Raw genomic sequence first — 19,223 nt, 5'->3', positions numbered from 1 at the left:
GTTCGAAATCGGGGAGGCGTCCGGCATGAGTTTGCGGGTTCAAATGGATGAGCGGTACTTGCGCGTGGAGCACGTCACAACGGATCTGCAGCGCGCGCGCGGGGGGACGCTGACGAACCGCCACCGGCATCCGGTGTACCACTTCATGTACGTCACGGAAGGCGAAGGGAGCTTTCTCGTCAACGATCGGATCACCAAAGCGGAGCCCGGCCTGTTGTACATCATCCAGCCCGGCGACTGGCATCAGTTCCACGGCGACCCCGAACGGCCGCTGCATAACGCGGAATGCACCTTTCTGCTGCGCGACGAGGCGGACAACGCCGTACGGGCCGATTTTTTCGATTGGCTCGAGCGGCGCAGAGGGGTGCGCGTGCCCGCGGCGCTGCGGGAGCAGCCGATCGCCGTGCCCGCTCGGCTGCGTCCGTTCCTGCTGGAAGGGTTCGCCCGGCTGCTCGATCCGGAGCACCGGTTCTCCACGCCGGAGCGGAAGTCGCTTCTCGTGGCGGATTTGATGCTGCGCGCGGAAGAAGTGGTCTGGCGGCTGATCGCGGCGGACGCCATGCCGGGACGTCCCGGCAGCGCCGAGGAGATCGACGCGCTCAAGCGCCATCTGTCCGCCCGGATCGCCGAGCCCGTCCGCTTGGAGGAGCTGGCCGAGCTGGTCCATTGGACGCCGAATTATCTGTGCCGCGTGTTCAAGGCCCATACCGGCCTGTCGCCGTTATCGTACCTGCGGCGGCTGCGCATGACCGAAGCGGAGAAGCTGCTCCTCTATACGGATCATCCCGTGGCCGCGATCGCCGGGATGCTCGGCTACGACGACCCGTCGTATTTTGCGCGCTTGTTCCGCATGCACAGCGGGCGCGCGCCCGGCGCGTACCGAAGAGGATAAAATCGTCCGCATTCGGGCGGGTTTTGTACCTTCCGCCATGAACGCGCCGCTGGTAGCATGGAGGTAGAAGCGGCAAGACATTCTACGATTCGGAGGCATGCGGACATGCGGTTAACGGTGGAGCAAATCATCGCGTATCAGACGGAAGGGTATCTGATCGTGCCGGAAGCGCTGAGCGAGGCGGATCTGCGGCCGGTTATCGGCGAGCTGGAGCGGGAGATCGACGAAAGGGCGAGGAGGCTGTTTGCGGAAGGCAAGCTGAAAGCGCTTTATGAAGAGGAGCCGTTCGAGCGGCGCTATGCGTTCCTGTACCGGGAATGCCGCGAAATCGGCAAAGGGTTCGATATCCAGCACCTGCTCGGCGAGGCGATGTTCCGCCATCTGGGCAGCGAGAAGCTGCTGGACGTGGCGGAATGCCTGCTCGGCAGCGAGATCAGCTGCAATCCGATCCAGCATCTCCGGGCGAAGCTGCCATCGGCGTACGCGGGGGACGAGCCGGATTATTTTCAGAACGTGCCGTGGCATCAGGACTGCGCGGTCACGACGCCGGATTCCGAGGCTTCCGAGATCATCACGTTCTGGATGCCGCTCGTGGACGCGACCGCGGAGACGGGCTGCATGGAGGTCATGCCGGGCGCGTTCAAGCGGGGCTATCTCGACCACCGCGCGGAGGGCGGCACGATGATCGACCCCGCCAAGCTGCCGGAGATCGTGCCGGTCCGGGCGGAATGCCCGAAGGGCAGCCTCGTCATCATGAACAAGTACACGCCGCATCGCGGAATCGGCAACCGGTCCGGCATCGTCCGCTGGTCCATCGATCTGCGCTACCACAAGACGGGGGCGAACTCCGGCCGCTCGTTCCAGCCCTCTTTCCCGGTTCGCAGCGCGCGCGACCCGGAAAGCGTGCTGCGGGACGCCGGTGAATGGCGCCGTCTGTGGCGGGAGGTCTCGGAGGCGAAGGGGCAAAAGCTGCACCGCGTGTAGGCCGACGCCGGCGCGAGGGAAGATCCGTCCGGCGCTTCGGCGTCAGACGGGTCTTTTCGCTTTGCGGTACGCGAGCGGCGCCATGCCCTTGCGTTCGCGGAAGATTTTGGCGAACGTCTTGTAGGACCCGAAGCCGACCTCGAGCGCGACCTCGACGACGCTGTAATCGGTGGAGACGAGCAGCGAGGTGGCGTGGCGCAGCCGCAGGTCCTGAAGGAAGTGGACGAACGTCTGGCCGGTCTGCTCCTTGATCACCTCGCTGATCCGCGAGGCGCTCATGGCGAAGCGCTCCGACAGCCGGGACAGGGTCACGTCCTCCTGGTAATGGCGGTGAAGATGATGAAGGATCGGCCAGACGGAGGCGCCCTTCTTGATCGGCGGCGCGGCGCTCGCCGCGTCGGGCCGGTGCTTGCGCCGCTCGCGGTCGAAGCAGATCAGCAGCTCCTTCAGCCGGGCTTGCAGCATCGGGAGCCGCCAAGGCTCGCCGCCTTCGTACTCGCGCATCATGTCGTCGATGAGGAACCGCGTCCGCTCCGCCATCGCGCCGGTAAACGTCGTGTACGGCGGCAGCGCGCTAGGCTCGACCAGCTCCGCCAGCCCGTCGCCGTGGCCGCCAGCGTCCATCAGCAGATCCATGCTGAACATGCAGTTGTACAGCAGCAGCGTGCTTCCGGGCTCCGTGAACAGCTCGTGCACCTGGTACGGCTGCACGAAGGTGAACGTACCCGGCACCATGTCGTGCCGGACGTCGTTGACGGCCTCGGAGCCCCGGCCGGAGATGACGTACGACAGCTCCAGGAAATCGTGGCGGTGCGCCCGGAAGCCGCGTTCGAGGGCATGGACGCCGATATGGAACGGGAACGGGCCGTCCGCGTTCGGATAAGTTTTCAAATAGTCCGGAAAATGGGTCATGGAAAGGCGATCCTCCGAAGAATTGGGACGTTTATCGAAATATGAGACAAGCTTTTTTCTAGGTTCTACTTTATCATAGAATCGTTACGCGCGTATCAGGCGGCAGACATCCGGAGAGGAAGATGGAGCAATGGCAGTACGGATCGGCATCATCGGCGCGGGGAATATTGGAAGCGTTCACGCATCGCAATTTTCGCAGCTGCGCGACGCATGCGAAATCACGGCAATCACGGACTTGTACGTGCCGTTGGCGGAGCAGCGGGCGGCGGAGTTCGGCATACCGGGCGTACCGGAATCGCCGGAGGCGCTCATTCAGAGCCCGAACGTCGACGCGGTCATCATCGGCGTCCCGAACCAATATCACGCGGAGCTCGCCGTCCGGGCGATCGAAGCTGGCAAGCACGTGCTGCTGGAGAAGCCGATGGGCATCAACGCGGCCGCGGCCAAGCAAATTCTGAAGGCGAGCCAGGCATCCGACAAGGTCGTCATGATCGGGCATCAAATGCGCTGGGAATCCGTGCCGATGCAGATCAAGGAGCAGATCGACCGCGGCGAGCTCGGCCGGATCTACACGGCCAAGACGGGCTGGTTCCGGCGCAAGGGCATTCCGGGCTGGGGCACGTGGTTCACGCGCATGGACCAGTCGGGCGGCGGCCCGCTCATCGATATCGGCGTCCATATGCTCGACCTCGCGCTGTACCTGATGGGCAACCCGAAGCCGGTTTCGGTCTTCGGCTCGACGTACGCGGAATTCGGACCGAAGCGCAAGGGCATCGGCACGTGGGGCAAGCCGAACTGGAGCGGCGTCTACGACGTCGAGGACCTGGCGACGGCAATGATCAAAATGGAAGACGGCAGCACGCTGACGCTGGAAGTGAGCTGGGCCGTTCACATGGACACGGACAACACGCCGTTCGTCCATCTGATGGGCACCGAAGGCGGCGCGAGCTACCGCGGCGCGACGGGCAAGCTGCTCACCGAGAAATTCGACAAGCCGCTGGAAACGCCGCTGTCCCGGCCCGAGAACGACGAGAGCGAGCGGCTGCGCCTGAGCCGCCACTTCATCGACTGCATCCTGACGGGCAAGCGGCCGATCACGTCGGCGCTGACGGGCTACACGAACAATCTGGTGCTCGACGCGATTTACGAATCGTCCCGCACCGGCCACGAAGTCAAGCTGGACTGGAACCTGTAAGGCGCGATTCCCGCGCAGCCCGAATCTCTCATTCCGAATCCATCATCGCCAATTTTCATTCCGAATCCAGCGTTACCAATCTCTCATCCCGAATCTATCGAATCGACGGAGGCTGATCGAATATGTTAAAAGGACTTTCCCGCGCCGGGCTCGGCGACATCGGCAGCGACGAACGCTTCATCGCGCTGGCTGGCGAATACGGCTTTCAAACGGTCGACATCGACGCCAAAGGCTTGATCGACCGCAACGGACTCGAAGGCGCCCGCAAGCTGCTGGCGGACGGCGGCGTCGCGATCGGCTCCATCGGCCTGTCGGTCGAATGGCGCCAATCGGAAGAGAAGTTCCGCGCCGGCCTCGCCAAGCTGGCGGAGGAAGCCGCGGCGGCGGCATCGCTCGGCGTCCGCAACTGCTGCACGTACGTGCTGCCGGCCACGGATTACAAGGCGGCGCACTTCGCGGTCATCGCCACGCGCCGGCTGCGCACGTGCGCGCAGATTCTCGGCGCCTACGGCATCCGCCTCGGCCTGGAATTCGTCGGTCCGCATCACCTGCGCACGGCGTGGGCGAATCCGTTCCTCTGGTCGATGGACGAAACGCTGGATTGGATCGCCGCCATCGGCGAGCCGAACGTCGGCCTGCTGTTCGACGCGTACCACTGGTACACCAACGGCCATAGCGTGGCGGACATCGAAGCGCTGACGCCGGACCAGCTCGTGCATGTCCACATCAACGACGCGCCGGACGTGCCGGTGGAAGAAGCGCGCGACAACGGCCGCCTCTACCCGGGCGAAGGCGTCATCGATCTCGCCGGCTTCCTGAAGGCGCTGAACGCGATCGGCTACAAGGGCTCCGTGACGCAGGAAATCCTGTCGGCGGAAGCGCCGTCCGCCTCGCCGGAATCGCTGCTGGCGCGCTCGAAGGCCGGCTTCGATAAAGTGTACGCGGCGGCAGACCTGGCGTAAGCCTCGAATCGCCGCAGCACGGTTAAGCCCCGCGGGGCGGCTTCGGTCGCTTTCGCGGGGCTTTCCTGCGTCCGGCGAAGCGGGAAGGCGCCCGCTCCGGTCATCGGCCGATTCAACATTCGGTCCCGGCTGTGCTACAATGAATCTATGAAAACGCCATCGCAAGAAGGGGAGACGGAAATCATGATGAACGTAATCGAGGCGATCCGGACGAGAAGAAGCATCGGCAAAGTGACGCAGGAGCCGATCGCCAAGGAAACGATCGAACGGATATTGGAAGCGGGCATTTGGGCGCCGAACCACCGGCTGACGGAGCCGTGGCGCTTCTTCGTGCTGAGCGGGGAAGGGCGCCGGAAGCTCGGCGGCGCGCTGGCGTCGATCGCGGTCGCGCAGGCGGCGGAAGGGCTCGACGCGGCGGCCTTGGAGGCGAAGGCCGAGGACGCGCGCAAGAAGGCGCTGCGGGCGCCGGTCGTCATCGCCGTCGCCGTGGAGCCGGCCGAGCGCAAGGACGTCATCGAGCTGGAGGAATACGGCGCCGTCAACGCGGCCATTCAGAACATGCTGCTGACGATTCACGCCCTCGGCCTGGGCGCGGTATGGAGAAGCGGCGAGCCGTGCTACCACCCGCTCATGAACGAAGCGTTCGGCCTGCGTCCGCAGGACAAGATGCTGGGCTTTATTTATTTGGGCGTGCCCGACATGGCGGCGCCCCAGGCGAAGCGCGCTTCCGCGGCCAGCAAGACGACGTGGATCGAGCAGTAAGCCGTTGCGATACCGATTAGAAGGCGTGCGCCGATTCCCGGAAGGGACGCGCGCGCTTTTTTGTATTTGCGTCGGCGACCGGCGGTTGAGCGCCCCGGGACCCGGGCGATATTCGGACGAAGCAGTCGCCGGTCCGCTTCCGCCCGCATAAGATACAGCATACGCCCATACCGGCCGAGAGGAGTTTCCACGATGCCCTTGTCCTTCGAACGCGATCTGCGCGCCGTCGTCATGCTGCTGGCGCTGCTGCTTTACGTACTGCTCGTCGCGCTCCTGGCGGTTGCGCTGTTCTGAACCGCCGCGCGCACGCGCTCCGCAAGCCATTCCGCAGCCCTCCGCGCCGCAACGGACGCGCCGAGGGCTCTTCGGCGCGGCCGCCGCGTTCGCGGGCCTGCCAGCGCTGGCATAAAGCGCCCGCCGCAGACGCATACTTCTTTAAAGACCAACAAGAGGAGGGCACGATCATCGCAACCAAGAGCGCAGGACAACCCAAGTATAAAAAGATGACAATGTCGCCTAAAGAATATCAAAATTTCGCCAAAAACCGGGAGCCGTCCCGTTCCGTGCTGGCCAACTGCGTGCGGGCGTTCCTCGTGGGCGGCTTGATCAGCATCGTGGGACAAGCCATCTCCGAGGCGTTCATGTACGGCTTCCATATGTCGCGGACGGAGGCGGGCAACCCGACCGTCGCGGTGCTTATTCTCATCTCGGTCATCATGACCTGCCTCGGCGTATACGACAAGATCGCCCAGTGGGCCGGCGCCGGCACGGCCGTTCCGGTTACGGGCTTCGCCAACTCCATGTGCTCCGCGGCGCTCGAGCACCGCGCCGAAGGGCTCGTGCTCGGCGTGGGCGCCAACATGTTCAAGCTGGCCGGCTCGGTCATCGTCTACGGCGTCGTGGCCGCGTTCTTCGTCGGGCTGGTTTACTTCATCTTCGGGATCGGAGGGCACTGACCATGCTGCGCGGCAAACAAACGTGGTGGTTCGAACAGCGGCCGGTTATCATCAGCTCGGCGACGGTCGTCGGGCCGGACGAAGGCGAAGGGCCGCTCGCGGCCGATTTCGATCTCGTCCATCCGGAGCTGGACATGCAGCAGAAGAGCTGGGAGAAGGCCGAGCGGCTGCTGCTGGAGCAGGCGTCCGACATGGCGCTCGAGAAGGCGAAGGTGAACAAGCAGCAGCTGCAGTTCTACGTCGGCGGCGACCTGATGAACCAGATCATCAGCAACAGCTTCGCGGCGCGGACGATCGGCGCGCCTTACCTCGGCGTGTTCGGCGCCTGCTCCACGTCCATGGAGTCGCTCGCGATCGCCTCGCTGATCGTCAATTCCGGCTCGGGACAGTACGTGCTCGCGGGCACGTGCAGCCATAACTGCACGGCGGAGAAGCAGTTCCGGTACCCGACGGAATACGGCTCCCAGAAGCCGCCGACCGCGCAGTACACCGTGACGGGAGCGGGCGCGGTCGTCGTGGCGCCGGAGGGCGAGGGGCCGGTCGTGCAATGCGCGACGATCGGGAAGATCGTCGATCTCGGCATCACCGATCCGTTCAACATGGGCGCGGCGATGGCTCCGGCGGCGGTGGATACGCTGACGATGCATTTCAACGACACGGGCCGGCAGCCGAAGGATTACGACCTGATCGTCACCGGGGACCTGGCGACCGTCGGGCACGCCATCGCGACGGATCTCCTCGCCCGGGACGGCGTTCCGATGCAGGACACGGTATTCGGCGACTGCGGGCTGATGGTGTACGACGTGGCGAAGCAGAAGGTGCAGGCGGGAGGAAGCGGCTGCGCCTGCTCCGCCGTCGTGACGTACGGCCATTTGCTGAAGCGGCTCATGAAAGGCGAGCTGAAGCGCATCCTCGTCTGCGCGACGGGCGCGCTGCTCTCGCCGCTGTCGTACCAGCAGGGCGAGTCGATCCCGTGCATCGCCCACGCCGTCGCGATCGAAAGTCCGATGCACAATTAACGGAGAAAGGAGCGGTACTGCATGATTTATTTGTGGGCTTTTCTCGTCGGCGGCGGCATCTGCGTGATCGGCCAGCTGATGTTCGACGTCGCGAAGCTGACGCCGGCGCACACGATGGCGACGCTCGTCGTGGCAGGCGCGGTCGTGGACGGCATCGGGTGGTACGATCCGTTGATCAAATTCGCGGGCGCCGGCGCGACCGTCCCGATCACGAGCTTCGGCAACGCGCTCGTGCACGGGGCGCTGACGGAGCTGCACCGCGACGGGTGGATCGGGATCATCACCGGGATCTTCGACATCACGAGCGCGGGCATATCCGCGGCGATCATTTTCTCGTTCCTGGCGGCGCTCGCCGTCAGGCCGAAGGGCTAACGAATCGGATAGAGCGGCGCAATTGGAGGTTCCTGTGGGAATCTCCAATTTTTTTTGGCGTTGCTGCGGCTGTACGGCGCTCCCATAATTCTGTAAAATAATAGGACTAGCATTTGCACTCATGTTCCAGCAATTTTTCCGGGAGGAATGTTCATGGAGACTCGTACAGCGGAATACCGGTTAAGCAATGAAATCCGCCGCAATCTGGAAAGCTGCATCCTGGGAAAACAAACCGAAATCGAGCGGCTGCTCACGGCGCTTCTGGCCGGCGGCCACGTGCTGATCGAGGACGTTCCGGGCACGGGCAAGACCCAGCTCGTGAAGGCGCTCGCGCGCACCATCGGCGGCCAGTTCCGCCGCATCCAATGCAATCCCGACCTTCTTCCCTCGGACATCACGGGGGTTTCGATCTACCATCCCAAGAATGAAACGTTCCTGTTCCGTCCGGGCCCGATCATGGCGAACCTGGTGCTCGTCGACGAGATCAACCGCGCCACCACGAAGACGCAGTCCGCGCTGCTGGAGGCGATGGAGGAGCGGCACGTCACGGTCGACGGCGATACGTACGGCCTGCCCGTGCCCTTCACGATGATCGCGACGCAGAACCCGATCGAGTTCGACGGCACGTACACCTTGCCGGAAGCGCAGCTGGACCGGTTCATGATGAAAATCTCGCTCGGCTATCCGGACGCGGCGACCGAGCGCCAGATGATCGTCTCGCCGAACGCCACCTCGCCCGCCGAGCTGCTGGAGCCCGTCGTGACCGCCGCGCAGGTCGCGCTCATGATGGAGGATGTCAAGCGGGTTCACCTCGACAACGCCGTGGCCGATTATATCATCCGCATCGTGCGCGGCACGCGCGAGCATGCCGGCGTTCAGCTGGGCGCAAGCCCGCGCGCGGCGATCTCGCTGACCGCCGCGGCGAGGGCGTACGCTTACTTGCAGGAGCGCGACTACGTCATTCCGGACGACATCAAGCTGCTGGCGTCCCCGGTGCTCGCGCACCGGATCATTCTGCACACGGAGTCCCGCATGAACGGCTTGACGACGGAGGACGTCGTGCAGGCGGTCGTCCGCGAGACGAGCGTGCCCGTGCGCATGGAGCGTTGACGCCCATGCTGACCGCGAAGGCAACGATACTCCGGTGGCGGCTGCTCGGCTTTTTGTACGTCGCTTCCTTGCTGTTCGTGCTTTTTCAAGGCGGCAAGACGTCGCTCATGCTCTTTTGCATTTTCAACGTGCTGCTCGTCTATCTCGTGTTCGGCCGTTGGAGCGGCATCGCCCAAGTGTCCGGGGAGCGCCGCCTGATCGGCGGGACGGCCGCGCCGAGCGATCAGCCGCTCGTCGCGGGCGCGCGGGTCGAAGTGAACCTCGACGTCCAAATTCCCGGCTTCTGGCCGATCCCGTACGTGCTCGTGCGCGACCGGCTGGTCGCCCAGAACGGCAACGCCGTCCCGTTCGAGGCGTCGTTCGTGCCGAATTACCGCCGCGCGGGAACGATCCAGTACACCACGCCTCCGCTGGAGCGCGGCGTCTACCGGTTCGAGTCGACGCAGTGCTCCACGCGCGATATCTTCGGGCTGTTCGAGCATACGGGGACGTTCGATTCGTCCGTGCCGTTCAGCGTGTATCCGCGCACGGCGGCCATCCGCGACTGGCGGCAGATGAAATACGGCTCGAAAGGGCCGTTCTCCACCTCCGCGTCGCGTTCCTCGTCGAAAGAAACGACGCAGATCAACGGCGTCCGCGAATATATATACGGCGACCGGCTGTCCCGCATCCACTGGAGCGCGACGGCCAAAACCGGACAATGGAAATCCAAGGAATTCGAGCGGGAGTCGCTGCCGCGCATGATCGTCATGCTGGACCGCTATTTCGGGGCGTACGAGCAGCCGGACCAATTCGAGCTGGCGGTCTCCGCCGCGGCTTCGCTGCTCGACTTCGGCTTCCGCCGTTCCACGGCGGTCGGGCTCATCTCGGTCGGCGCCAAGCATGAAGGCTACGCGCCGCAAGCCTCCGCCGATCAGCGCGAGCTCATGCTGAAGCATCTCGTGCGGGTGCAGGCGGACGGCGACCAGCCGCTGTACCGGGCGGTCCGCCAGTCGGGCGCGCTTGCGGCGGCGGGCTCGATCGTCATCATCGTCAGCCCGCAGGCGGGCGAGGAAGTCGTGCGCGCGATGGAATGGCTGAACCGATCCGGCGCCGTGCCGGTCTTGATTCATCTGAAGCGGCCGGACGAGGAACGCGCCAAGGTCAGCGACATCCGGGCGGGCGAGTGGCTGCGGCTGCTGCGCCGAAGCGGCTTCGCCGTGTATCAGGTCGGCAAGCTCCAGGAGCTGCCCGAGGCGCTGGAAGGAGGCCGGCCATGACGACGATTCGACGCTCGGCCGTCCGCTGGCTCGCCGACGATCTGTACCGCAAGGCGTCCGCCTGCTTCGCGGCGCTCCTGATCTATCAATGGATCCGCTGCCTCGGCGATTATTGGTGGAGCGAAACGTTCGCGATCGTCAACGGCGTGCTGCTCGCCGCGGCGCTGGCGAACGTCCTCGTCCCGTCCAAGACGCTGTCGGTCGGGGTGCAGCTGATCGCGCTCGCCGGGCTCAATCTGGCGTATTCCGATTTTCAATGGGCGGCCTTCGAGGGCAGCCGCCGTTCTCTGCGGGACTGGTTCGATTGGTTCGGCCATCAATTCGAACAGCTGACGCCGTTCATCTGGATCAGCCTCGGCGTCCTGGCCGTCTTCCACGTCATCGTGCTGCTTCGCCGCAGGCGGAGCTATATTCTGCTGCTGACCGGCGCGGCGGTGCTGTCGCTCGCGGTGGCGGACTCGATCCTGACCCCGATTTACCTCTGGGAAGAGATCGCGTGGATCGTATTCATCGGGCTCGGCTGGCTGGTGGCGAGCCATTTCGCCGGCTTTAAGCGGCGCCATCCGGACAATTGGGAGCAGCTGCTCGAATATCCGCTCAGCCTGTTCCTGCCGATTCTGCTCATCCTGACGCTCGTCATGGCCGCCGGCCTGTTCGTGCCGACGGTGAAGCCGGTGCTGACCGACCCGTACACGGCATGGAAGGAATCGCGCGGCGAGGCGGTGCCGTCGTTCGTCGGCGACAAGGCGATCACGGTCGCCACGACCAAGAACAACGCCGATACGCGTTCCGGCTACAGCCGCAACGACAGCGTACTCGGCGGCGGGTTCACGTTCGATTACACCCCCGTCATGGAAGTGACGACGAATCTCAGAAGCTACTGGCGCGGCGAGACGCGGTCGCTGTACAACGGCACCGGCTGGCTGGAATCGGCGGAAGAGCGGGCCGAAGACCAGCAGCCGAACGTCGGCGGCGGGCAGGCGCTGAAGGCGAACGGCCTTCCCGCGTCCACGAAGACGGAAACCGTGGAGCAATCGATCACCATGGTCCGCAAGGACAAGTTTCCCGTCCTGTTCGGCGCCGGCCCGATCGCGAAGGTGACCTCGATCAACGGCAGCGCGGACGGCTTCCCGGCGTTGAGCTGGCTGCCGGATTCCTGGGAGCTGCGGTTGCCCCGGTCGTCGTCGGCGAGCTATCCGAAGACGTACGAGCTGCAGTCGAGCGTGCCGATTCTGGACGAGAAGGCGCTGCGCGCCGGCGCCGCGGCGGAAGCGGGACCCGGCATGAGCGCGATTTACCTGCAGCTGCCGAAGGAGCTGCCGGACCGCGTCAAGACGCTGGCGCGGGATCTGACCCGGGACGCGGCGACGCCGTACGACAAGGTGCTGGCGCTCATCAGCTACCTGCAGATGAACTACACGTACACGAACACGCCCGATTTGAGCCGGAAGTCCAGCAAGGACTTCGTCGACGCGTTCCTGTTCGAGATCAAGGAAGGCTACTGCGATTATTTCTCCACGAGCCTGGCGGTCATGACGCGCTCGCTCGGCATTCCGGCCCGCTGGGTGAAGGGCTATTCGTCCGGCAGCGTGCCGGGCAACCCGAGCCTCGACCAACTGCAGGGCATGCCGGGCGGGCCGCCGGTCGACCCCAACGGGGCGGGAACGTACACCGTCCGGAACGCCGACGCGCATTCCTGGGTCGAGGTGTACTTTAACGGCTACGGCTGGCTGCCCTTCGAGGCGACGCCGGGCTTCTCGTACCCGTACGCGATGCCCGAGGACGAGCCCGCGGCCGTAACGCCGGTCGAGCCGGCGGACGCGGGCGGCGCGGACGCCGCCCCGGCCGAGGAAGACGGCGGGTTCGCCGTGAAGCCGTGGATGTTCTGGACGGCGGCCGGCCTGCTGGCGCTGGCGCTCGCGGCATACGGTTATCGCGCCTACCCGGCGCTGCTCCGCCGTTACCGGGGCGTCGGGGATTCCGTCAACGCGCGCGTCGTCTACGAGACGAACCGGCTTATCCGACACTGCCGCAAGAAGGGCCTCGAGGTGCAAAAGAACGAGACGGTCCGCGAGACGATGAGCCGCTGGTCGGCCCGCCTGACCTCGCTTCAGCCACAGTTCGCGGCGGTGCAGCAGGCGTTCGAGAACGCGATGTACAGCAGCCGGCAGATGACCGAGGAGGAAGCGGAACGCGCATCGGCGTCGATGAAGCAGATCCGCGAGCACTTGGGCTGACCGGGCAACGAAAGGCCGGCGAGGGCGCGCAGCCGCCTTCCCGGCTTTTTTGCAACAAATTCGCAACTTATGGTATAGTTTGCGTGATAGCGATGACAGGGCTGGTCGTAACCATGTGCTTATTTACGAATGCACGTAGGCGTACTGCTCGCCTATGCAACCGAGGGAGTCGAATCTATGTTTGAACGGCTGTTGCCGCAAATGCGCGTCAATACCATCTACGATATTAATTTGCATGCGTTGAAGGAGCAGGGCGTCCGCGGCATCATCACCGACCTCGACAACACGCTCGTCGGGGCCAAGGTGCCGCTTGCCACGCCGCAGCTCGTCAAATGGCTGGACGACGTGCGCGGCCTCGGCTTCAAGGTCGTCATCGTCTCGAACAACGGCGAGACGCGCGTGTCCAAGTTCGCGAAGCCGCTCAACATTCCGTTCGTGCACGCCGCGCGCAAGCCGGCGAACGCCGCGTTCGTCCGGGCGCTGCGGGAGCTCGGCCTGGAAGCGGAGCAGACGGCCGTCATCGGCGACCAGATGATGACCGACGTGCTCGGCGGCCGCCGCATGGGCTTGTTCACGATTCTGGTCCGTCCGATCGCGCCGGACGACGAAGGCATCATGACCCGGTTCAACCGGATGCTCGAGAAGGTCGCCCTGTCCCGGCTGCGGAAGAAAGGGCTATGGCCCGAGGAGGAACGGAATTCATGATCAATCGTCAAGAAACGGGCGCGAAGTCGTGCGCGGGCTGCGGCGCCAAGCTGCAGACGGCATCGGCGGACATGCCCGGCTACATCCCCGAAGCGGCGCTGGACAAGGAACCGCCGGTATGCCAGCGGTGCTTCCGGATCAAAAATTACAACGACGCGGCTTCGGTCGCGGTCGATAACGACGAGTTTCTGCGGCTGCTCGGCAGCATCGCCGGCACGAACAGCCTCGTCGTCCATATCGTCGACCTGTTCGACTTCGAGGGCAGCCTCATTTCCGGCCTGCAGCGGTTCGTGGGCAACAACCCCGTGCTGCTCGTCGTGAACAAAATCGACCTGCTGCCGAAAGGGATCAATCCGAACCGGCTGCTCAACTGGGCGCAGAAGCAGACGAAGGCCGAGGGCCTCAAGGTCGTCGACATCGTGCTCTGCTCCGCCAAGCGCAACATCGGCTTCGAGCGCGTCATCGAGTCGATCGGCCGCCATCGCGGCGATCGCGACGTCTACGTCGTCGGCGCGACCAATGTCGGCAAATCGACGCTGATCAACCGGCTGATCCGCGACTACAGCGACCTCGAGCGGGAGCTGACGGTGTCGCGCTACCCGGGCACGACGCTCGACGCGGTCCATATTCCGCTCGACGACGGCAAGGAAATCATCGACACGCCGGGGATCGTCTACAGGCACCGCATGACGGAGCTCGTCCCGCGGAGCGTGCTCGGCGCGCTGCTGCCCGACAAACCGATCAAGCAACTCGTCTACCAGCTGAACGCCGGCCAGACGCTGTTCTTCGGCGCGCTCGCCCGCTTCGATTTCGTCGAGGGCGACCGCCAATCGTTCTCGATTTACGCGTCCAACGCGCTGCAGGTGCACCGGACGAAGCTGGAGCGCGCGGACGAGCTGTTCGCGAACCATAAAGGCGAGCTGCTGGCGCCGCCGTCGAAGGAAGAACTGGAAGAGATGCCGGCCTGGACGCGGCACCGCCTGAACATCCGCCGGGGAACCGACACCGATATTTTCGTATCGGGTCTGGGGTGGATTCACGTGAACGGGGCGGCGGGCGCCCTCGTGGACATCCATGCGCCGAAGGGCGTCCGGGTGCTCACCCGCGACGCGCTGATCTAGCGCGGCCGGACCGCAAGCTTGACGGGGAGAGTGAACGAAAGCATGGGCAACACGGTAGACAGCCAGACGACGCTGTACGGCGTCATCGGCGACCCGATCCGGCATTCCAAGTCGCCGGTCATGATGAACCGCGCCTTCCGGGAATGCGGCATCAACGGCATTTATGCGGCGTTCCATATTACGGCCGACCGGCTGGGCGATTTCATGGCCGGCGTCCGGGCGATGGGCATCCGCGGCGTGAACGTCACGATTCCGCATAAGCTCGACGTCATGCCGCTGCTGGACGACCTGCACGAGAGCGCGCGGTCGATCGGCGCGGTGAACACGATCGTGAACGACGGCGGACGGCTGACAGGCTACAACACGGACGGCATCGGCTACGTCCGCTCGCTGAAGGAAGAGGTCCGCTCCGATCTGGCGGGCGCCCGCGTCCTCATCGTCGGCGCCGGCGGCGCGACGCGCGGCATTCTGTACGCGCTGGCCCGCGAGGGCGTCGCGACGGTCACGATCGCGAACCGGACCGTCGCCCGCGCCGAAGAGCTGGCGGGCGCGTTCCGCGGCCTCGTGCCGGCCATCCGCGCGATCGGCCAGGACGAGCTGCGCGGCGCGTGCGCGGAGAGCGACATCGTCATCAACACGACCTCGCTCGGCATGCATCCGAACGTGGAGGAGACGCCGCTCGACAGCGCGTGGCTGCGGCCGGGCAGCATCGCGAGCGACCTGATCTACAATCCGCTGACGACGCGCTTCCTTGCGGAGGCGAAGGAACGGGGCTGCCTGATCCACGGCGGCCTCGGTATGTTTATTTACCAAGGCGCTTACGCCTTCGAATATTGGACGGGAAGGCCCGCGCCGGCCGCCGCGATGCGCGAGACGGTGCTCGAGGCGCTCCGGTCCAAAAGCTAATTTGACGAGAGAAGGAACCCGAAGCATGTTGACAGGCAAGCAGAAACGCCATTTGCGCGCGCTCGCGCACCATTTGAATCCGATTTTCCAAGTCGGCAAGGCCGGCATGAACGAGAATTTGATCCGCCACATCGAGGAAGCGATCGAAGTGCGCGAGCTGATCAAAGTAAACGTGCTCAACAACAGCACGGAAGACCCGAAGGAAGTGGGCGAGTGGGTGGCCGCGGAATCCGGCTCCGAGCTCGTGCAGGTCATCGGCAAGACGATCGTCCTGTACAAGGAATCGAAGGATCACAAAACGATCGAGCTCCCGAAATAACGGGCTCGGCGCTCATCCGGGCGAGAACGCGAAAGGAGCTGCGGGCATTTGATGAAAGTGGGATTCATGGGCGGCACGTTCGATCCCGTCCATTACGGGCATTTGCTTGCCGCCGAAACCGCCAGGGAAGCCTGCGGGCTGGACGAGGTATGGTTCGTGCCGTCGGGGCATCCGCCCCTGAAGGACCATGGGCCGGTCGCGGACGGCGAAGCCAGGCTGGAGATGGTCTACCGGGCCATCGATTTCCAGCCGTACTTCCGGGCAATGGACCTGGAGCTGGAGCGGGAAGGCACGAGCTATACGATCGATACGATCCGGGCGCTCACCGAGCTGTATCCCGGACGGACGTTCAGCATCATCATCGGCGCGGACCGCGTGAACGATTTGCCGCAATGGCACGACATCGACGCGCTGGCGCGGATGGCGTCGTTCATCGGCGTGACGCGCGCCGGCGAGACGCTGGATCCGGACCGGCTGCCGGCCTCGATCGCGGACAAGCTGACCGTCGTCGAAATGCCGCGCATCGACATTTCCTCCACGGCGATCCGGGAACGGGCCGCGGCGGGACGTTCCATCCGGTTCCTGCTGCCCGAGAAGGTTCATTCGTTCATCCGGAGGAACGGACTCTATGACGCGCGATGAGATGATGGCGGCCGTCAAGGCCGAGATGCCGGAACGCCGCTGGACGCATACGCTCGGCGTCATGGCGACGTCGGTCGTCCTGGCCGAACGGTTCGGGGGCGACCCCGAGCGGGCGGAGCGAGCGGCGATCCTTCACGATGTGGCGAAGTATTGGCCGACGGCGCGGATGGAAACGATAATCCGGGAGCAGCACCTGCCGGAAGAACTGCTTCATTACGATAAAGAGCTGTGGCATGCGCCGGTCGGCGCGTTCGTCGCGCAGCGGGATTACGGCGTGGACGATCCCGAGATCCTGGACGCGATCCGTTACCATACGTCCGGCCGCGAAGGCATGACGCGGATGGACAAGATCGTCTGCCTGGCCGACTACATGGAGCCCGGCCGGGAATTTCCCGGCGTGGCGCACATCCGGGAGCTGGCCGAGCATAGTCTGGAGCAGGCGCTGATCGCCGGCTTCGATTCGACGATTTCGTATTTGCTGCAGCAGGGGAAGCGGATTTTTCCGCTGACCGTCGCGGCGCGCAACGATTTGATTTTACGACTACGGGAGGCTGAAGAATGACATTGAGTTCCGAAGGGCTGCTGCAGGCAGTGGTTGCGGCGGCGGAAGACAAAAAAGCGCATAACATCGTGGCGCTCGACTTGAAAAACATCTCGCTCATCGCGGATTACTTCGTCATCTGCCACGGGAATTCGGACGTGCAGGTGCAGGCGATTACGACGGAAATCCGCAAGCAGGCGGAAGCGCGCGGCGCGCGCGTGCGCGGCATCGAAGGGGCGGACGCCGGCCGATGGGTGCTCGTCGACATCGGAGACGTCGTGGTGCATATTTTCCATCGGGACGAACGCGAGTATTACAGCATCGAACGGCTGTGGTCCGACGCGAAGGTCGTGGAATTCGCATGAGTCTGGTAGCCGGCACGACGATGAAGCTGAAGCTCGCGCGGGAAGTGTCGCCTTACGGCTACTTCATGACGGACGGCGAGAACGAAGTGCTGATGCATTATACCGAGCTTGTCGGCCATCGCCCGCAGATCGGGCAATTTTACGACGTGTTCCTCTTCTACGACTCCGAGGACCGCATCGCCGCCACGATGAAGAAGCCGCTCATTGCCCTCGGCGAAGTGGCGCGGCTCGCGGTAGCGGACATTCACCCGCGCATCGGCGCTTTTCTGGAGATGGGGCTCGGCCGGCAGCTGCTGCTGCCGCTGTCGGAGCAGCCGGAGCTGAAGGAGCTGCGTCCGCACCGCGGCGACGAGGTGCACGTCATTCTCGCGCACGACAAGATCGGGCGGCTGGTCGCGAAGGTCGCGTTCGAGGAGGAGCTGGCGGAGCTGGCGTTCCGGGCGCCGTCGTCCTGGCAGAACGCGTGGGTGGAAGGCTGGGTCACGAAGACGCTGAAGATCGGCTCGTTCGTCATGATCGACGGCGGAGTGCTCGGCTTCGGCGCGTTCGGCTTCATTCCGGCGAGCGACCGGACACGGATGCTCCGGCTCGGCGAGCGGGTGAAGGCGCGGGTGACGTTCGTCCGCGAGGACGGGCGCGTGAACCTGTCGATGCACCAGCGCAAGGAAGTCGGCCGGCTCGAGGATTCCGACCGGATCCTGGCGTTCATGAAGGCGCGGCAGAACGGCGCGATGCCGTATTCGGACGAGACGGGCGCGGACATCATCAAGCAGAAGTTCGGCATCAGCAAGAGCGCGTTCAAGCGGGCGCTCGGGAAGCTGATGCGCGACGGGCTCGTCGCGCAGGAAGGCAGCTGGACGAAGCTGACCGAGGCGGATGCGGCCGGCGGGCGCGTGGAGGCGCCGGGAGGCGGCGCGAGGCCGGCGGCCGGTACTAATGCGGCCGCGAAGCCAGGCTTGCCGGAGTAGGGGGCCGACGATGGAAGCGTATACGCAATTCGCCGCCGTGTACGACCGGCTCATGGCGGACATGCCTTATCCGCGGTGGCTCGCGTTCGCGGACGCCTGCTGGCGGCGGTACGGGAAGCCCGCGACCGTGGTCGACCTGGGCTGCGGCACGGGCAGCATCGCCCTTCCGCTCGCGCGGGCGGGCTATACGGTGTACGGCATCGACTTGTCGTCCGACATGCTGGCGATCGCCCGGAGCAAGCAGGACGATGCCGCCGCAAGCGGGACGGCGATTTGGCTGCGGCAGGACATGACGGAATGGGATGTCGGCCGGCCCGTCGACAGCGTCGTCTCCTTTTGCGACTGCCTCAATTATTTGACGGACGACGACGACGTGCTGGACGCGTTCCGGGCGACGTACCGCGGACTCAAGCCGGGCGGCGTGTTCCTGTTCGACGTTCATGCGCCGCGGACGCTGGCTCGCTACGCGGAGGAGCAGCCGTTCGTGCTGGACGAGCCGGACGTCGCCTACATCTGGACGAGCGAGCTGGACGAGGACCGGATGGAGATCGAGCATCGGCTGACGATCTTCGCGGAGCGTTCCGGCGGCGCGTACGCGCGGATCGAGGAAGTGCACGTGCAGCGCGCGTACGACGCGGAATGGATCCGGGAAGCGCTGTTGGCGACGGGCTTCTCGCAGGTGGACCGGTACGCGGATTTCGAGCTGGAAGCGCCGGACGGCGACGCGGAACGATTGTTTTTCGCCGCGGTGAAGTGAATCTTGTCCGATCCGGGCGGATCCCGCCTTGACAGGGCAGGGCGGCTTCATTATAATCGAACTAACCATTTTTTTGTAAGGCGTTGAAGAGGAGCAGTAGCTTGGGCCGCGTTAGGTCAAGAGAGCCGGCGGGTGGTGGAAGCCGGACCAGCGCGAAGCGAACTCGCCTCGGAGCCGCGTGCGAACCGGGTTTCGGATCCGGGAAAGCATGCCGTCTCGCCCGCGTTAAGGGTAACGAG

21 protein-coding genes and 1 other annotated feature (1 of these 22 cut by a window edge) are annotated in these 19,223 nt (G+C 64.7%); of the genes, 20 read left to right on the top strand and 1 reads right to left on the bottom strand.

The annotated features are described in order from the left end of the window. Positions 1 to 25 precede the first annotated feature (25 nt). A complete protein-coding gene (locus tag I8J29_RS20150) occupies positions 26 to 892 on the top strand; it encodes an AraC family transcriptional regulator (RefSeq protein ID WP_208849296.1) in 867 nt (288 codons plus the stop codon). Between the two features lie 105 nt (positions 893 to 997). Continuing rightward, positions 998 to 1,876, top strand: coding sequence for a phytanoyl-CoA dioxygenase family protein (locus I8J29_RS20145; RefSeq protein WP_208849295.1), 879 nt, complete (start codon positions 998 to 1,000; stop codon positions 1,874 to 1,876). Positions 1,877 to 1,918: 42 nt separating this feature from the next. Here I8J29_RS20145 and I8J29_RS20140 read toward each other — a convergent pair whose 3' ends face one another. Then, complete coding sequence (locus I8J29_RS20140) at positions 1,919 to 2,788, bottom strand: AraC family transcriptional regulator (protein ID WP_208849294.1); 870 nt, start codon at positions 2,786 to 2,788, stop codon at positions 1,919 to 1,921. Positions 2,789 to 2,918: 130 nt separating this feature from the next. Between I8J29_RS20140 and I8J29_RS20135 the strand changes: the two genes are divergently transcribed. From I8J29_RS20135 to I8J29_RS20050, 18 genes are all read left to right on the top strand, one after another. Next, entirely contained in the window at positions 2,919 to 3,983 is a 1,065-nt protein-coding gene (locus tag I8J29_RS20135) for a Gfo/Idh/MocA family protein (RefSeq protein ID WP_208849293.1), read from the top strand. Positions 3,984 to 4,105: 122 nt separating this feature from the next. Next, positions 4,106 to 4,945: a sugar phosphate isomerase/epimerase family protein gene (locus I8J29_RS20130; protein ID WP_208849292.1), complete on the top strand. Its 840-nt coding sequence runs from the start codon at positions 4,106 to 4,108 to the stop codon at positions 4,943 to 4,945. Between the two features lie 186 nt (positions 4,946 to 5,131). Next, complete coding sequence (locus I8J29_RS20125) at positions 5,132 to 5,707, top strand: nitroreductase family protein (RefSeq protein WP_208849322.1); 576 nt, start codon at positions 5,132 to 5,134, stop codon at positions 5,705 to 5,707. Between the two features lie 503 nt (positions 5,708 to 6,210). Further along, positions 6,211 to 6,663 (top strand): stage V sporulation protein AC, encoded by a 453-nt coding sequence (spoVAC, locus tag I8J29_RS20120; protein ID WP_208849291.1) that lies wholly within the window; start codon positions 6,211 to 6,213, stop codon positions 6,661 to 6,663. Positions 6,664 to 6,665: 2 nt separating this feature from the next. Beyond that, positions 6,666 to 7,682: a stage V sporulation protein AD gene (gene spoVAD / locus I8J29_RS20115; RefSeq protein ID WP_208849290.1), complete on the top strand. Its 1,017-nt coding sequence runs from the start codon at positions 6,666 to 6,668 to the stop codon at positions 7,680 to 7,682. 21 nt (positions 7,683 to 7,703) lie between these two features. Beyond that, a complete protein-coding gene (gene spoVAE / locus I8J29_RS20110; protein ID WP_208849289.1) occupies positions 7,704 to 8,054 on the top strand; it encodes a stage V sporulation protein AE in 351 nt (116 codons plus the stop codon). A gap of 153 nt (positions 8,055 to 8,207) precedes the next feature. Next, the gene (locus I8J29_RS20105; protein ID WP_090638609.1) at positions 8,208 to 9,164 is read left to right on the top strand and encodes an AAA family ATPase; all 957 of its coding nucleotides are present in this window, start codon (positions 8,208 to 8,210) and stop codon (positions 9,162 to 9,164) included. Between the two features lie 5 nt (positions 9,165 to 9,169). Continuing rightward, positions 9,170 to 10,423, top strand: a complete 1,254-nt coding sequence (locus tag I8J29_RS20100; RefSeq protein ID WP_208849288.1) for a DUF58 domain-containing protein — start codon at positions 9,170 to 9,172, stop codon at positions 10,421 to 10,423. Next, positions 10,420 to 12,660, top strand: coding sequence for a transglutaminase TgpA family protein (locus I8J29_RS20095; RefSeq protein WP_208849287.1), 2,241 nt, complete (start codon positions 10,420 to 10,422; stop codon positions 12,658 to 12,660). Before I8J29_RS20100 ends, I8J29_RS20095 begins: the two co-directional genes overlap by 4 nt. Before the next feature lie 177 nt (positions 12,661 to 12,837). After that, positions 12,838 to 13,365 carry a YqeG family HAD IIIA-type phosphatase gene (locus I8J29_RS20090; RefSeq protein WP_208849286.1) on the top strand — a complete coding sequence of 176 codons (528 nt, stop codon included), beginning with the start codon at positions 12,838 to 12,840 and terminating at the stop codon, positions 13,363 to 13,365. Beyond that, the gene (gene yqeH, locus I8J29_RS20085; protein WP_208849285.1) at positions 13,362 to 14,486 is read left to right on the top strand and encodes a ribosome biogenesis GTPase YqeH; all 1,125 of its coding nucleotides are present in this window, start codon (positions 13,362 to 13,364) and stop codon (positions 14,484 to 14,486) included. Before I8J29_RS20090 ends, yqeH begins: the two co-directional genes overlap by 4 nt. 42 nt (positions 14,487 to 14,528) lie before the next feature. Next, the gene (locus tag I8J29_RS20080) at positions 14,529 to 15,392 is read left to right on the top strand and encodes a shikimate dehydrogenase (RefSeq protein ID WP_208849284.1); all 864 of its coding nucleotides are present in this window, start codon (positions 14,529 to 14,531) and stop codon (positions 15,390 to 15,392) included. A 25-nt stretch (positions 15,393 to 15,417) separates the two neighbouring features. After that, positions 15,418 to 15,711: a ribosome assembly RNA-binding protein YhbY gene (yhbY, locus tag I8J29_RS20075; protein WP_090638593.1), complete on the top strand. Its 294-nt coding sequence runs from the start codon at positions 15,418 to 15,420 to the stop codon at positions 15,709 to 15,711. A gap of 51 nt (positions 15,712 to 15,762) precedes the next feature. Continuing rightward, entirely contained in the window at positions 15,763 to 16,353 is a 591-nt protein-coding gene (gene nadD / locus I8J29_RS20070) for a nicotinate-nucleotide adenylyltransferase (RefSeq protein WP_208849321.1), read from the top strand. Then, a complete protein-coding gene (gene yqeK / locus I8J29_RS20065; protein ID WP_208849283.1) occupies positions 16,340 to 16,915 on the top strand; it encodes a bis(5'-nucleosyl)-tetraphosphatase (symmetrical) YqeK in 576 nt (191 codons plus the stop codon). Before nadD ends, yqeK begins: the two co-directional genes overlap by 14 nt. After that, on the top strand, positions 16,912 to 17,259 hold the full coding sequence (gene rsfS, locus I8J29_RS20060) for a ribosome silencing factor (RefSeq protein WP_090638586.1): 348 nt from the start codon (positions 16,912 to 16,914) through the stop codon (positions 17,257 to 17,259). Before yqeK ends, rsfS begins: the two co-directional genes overlap by 4 nt. Then, entirely contained in the window at positions 17,256 to 18,227 is a 972-nt protein-coding gene (locus I8J29_RS20055) for a CvfB family protein (RefSeq protein WP_208849282.1), read from the top strand. Before rsfS ends, I8J29_RS20055 begins: the two co-directional genes overlap by 4 nt. Before the next feature lie 10 nt (positions 18,228 to 18,237). After that, positions 18,238 to 18,984 (top strand): class I SAM-dependent DNA methyltransferase, encoded by a 747-nt coding sequence (locus tag I8J29_RS20050; RefSeq protein ID WP_208849281.1) that lies wholly within the window; start codon positions 18,238 to 18,240, stop codon positions 18,982 to 18,984. 74 nt (positions 18,985 to 19,058) lie between these two features. Further along, positions 19,059 to 19,223: a binding site (T-box leader), on the top strand; it runs 72 nt beyond the window's last position.

It is taken from the genome of Paenibacillus artemisiicola, from assembly GCF_017652985.1.
Taxonomy (GTDB): Bacteria; Bacillota; Bacilli; order Paenibacillales; family Paenibacillaceae; genus Paenibacillus_Z; species Paenibacillus_Z artemisiicola.
Note: the sequence above shows the minus strand (reverse complement) of the source record. Positions and strands in the feature narration are given on the sequence as shown.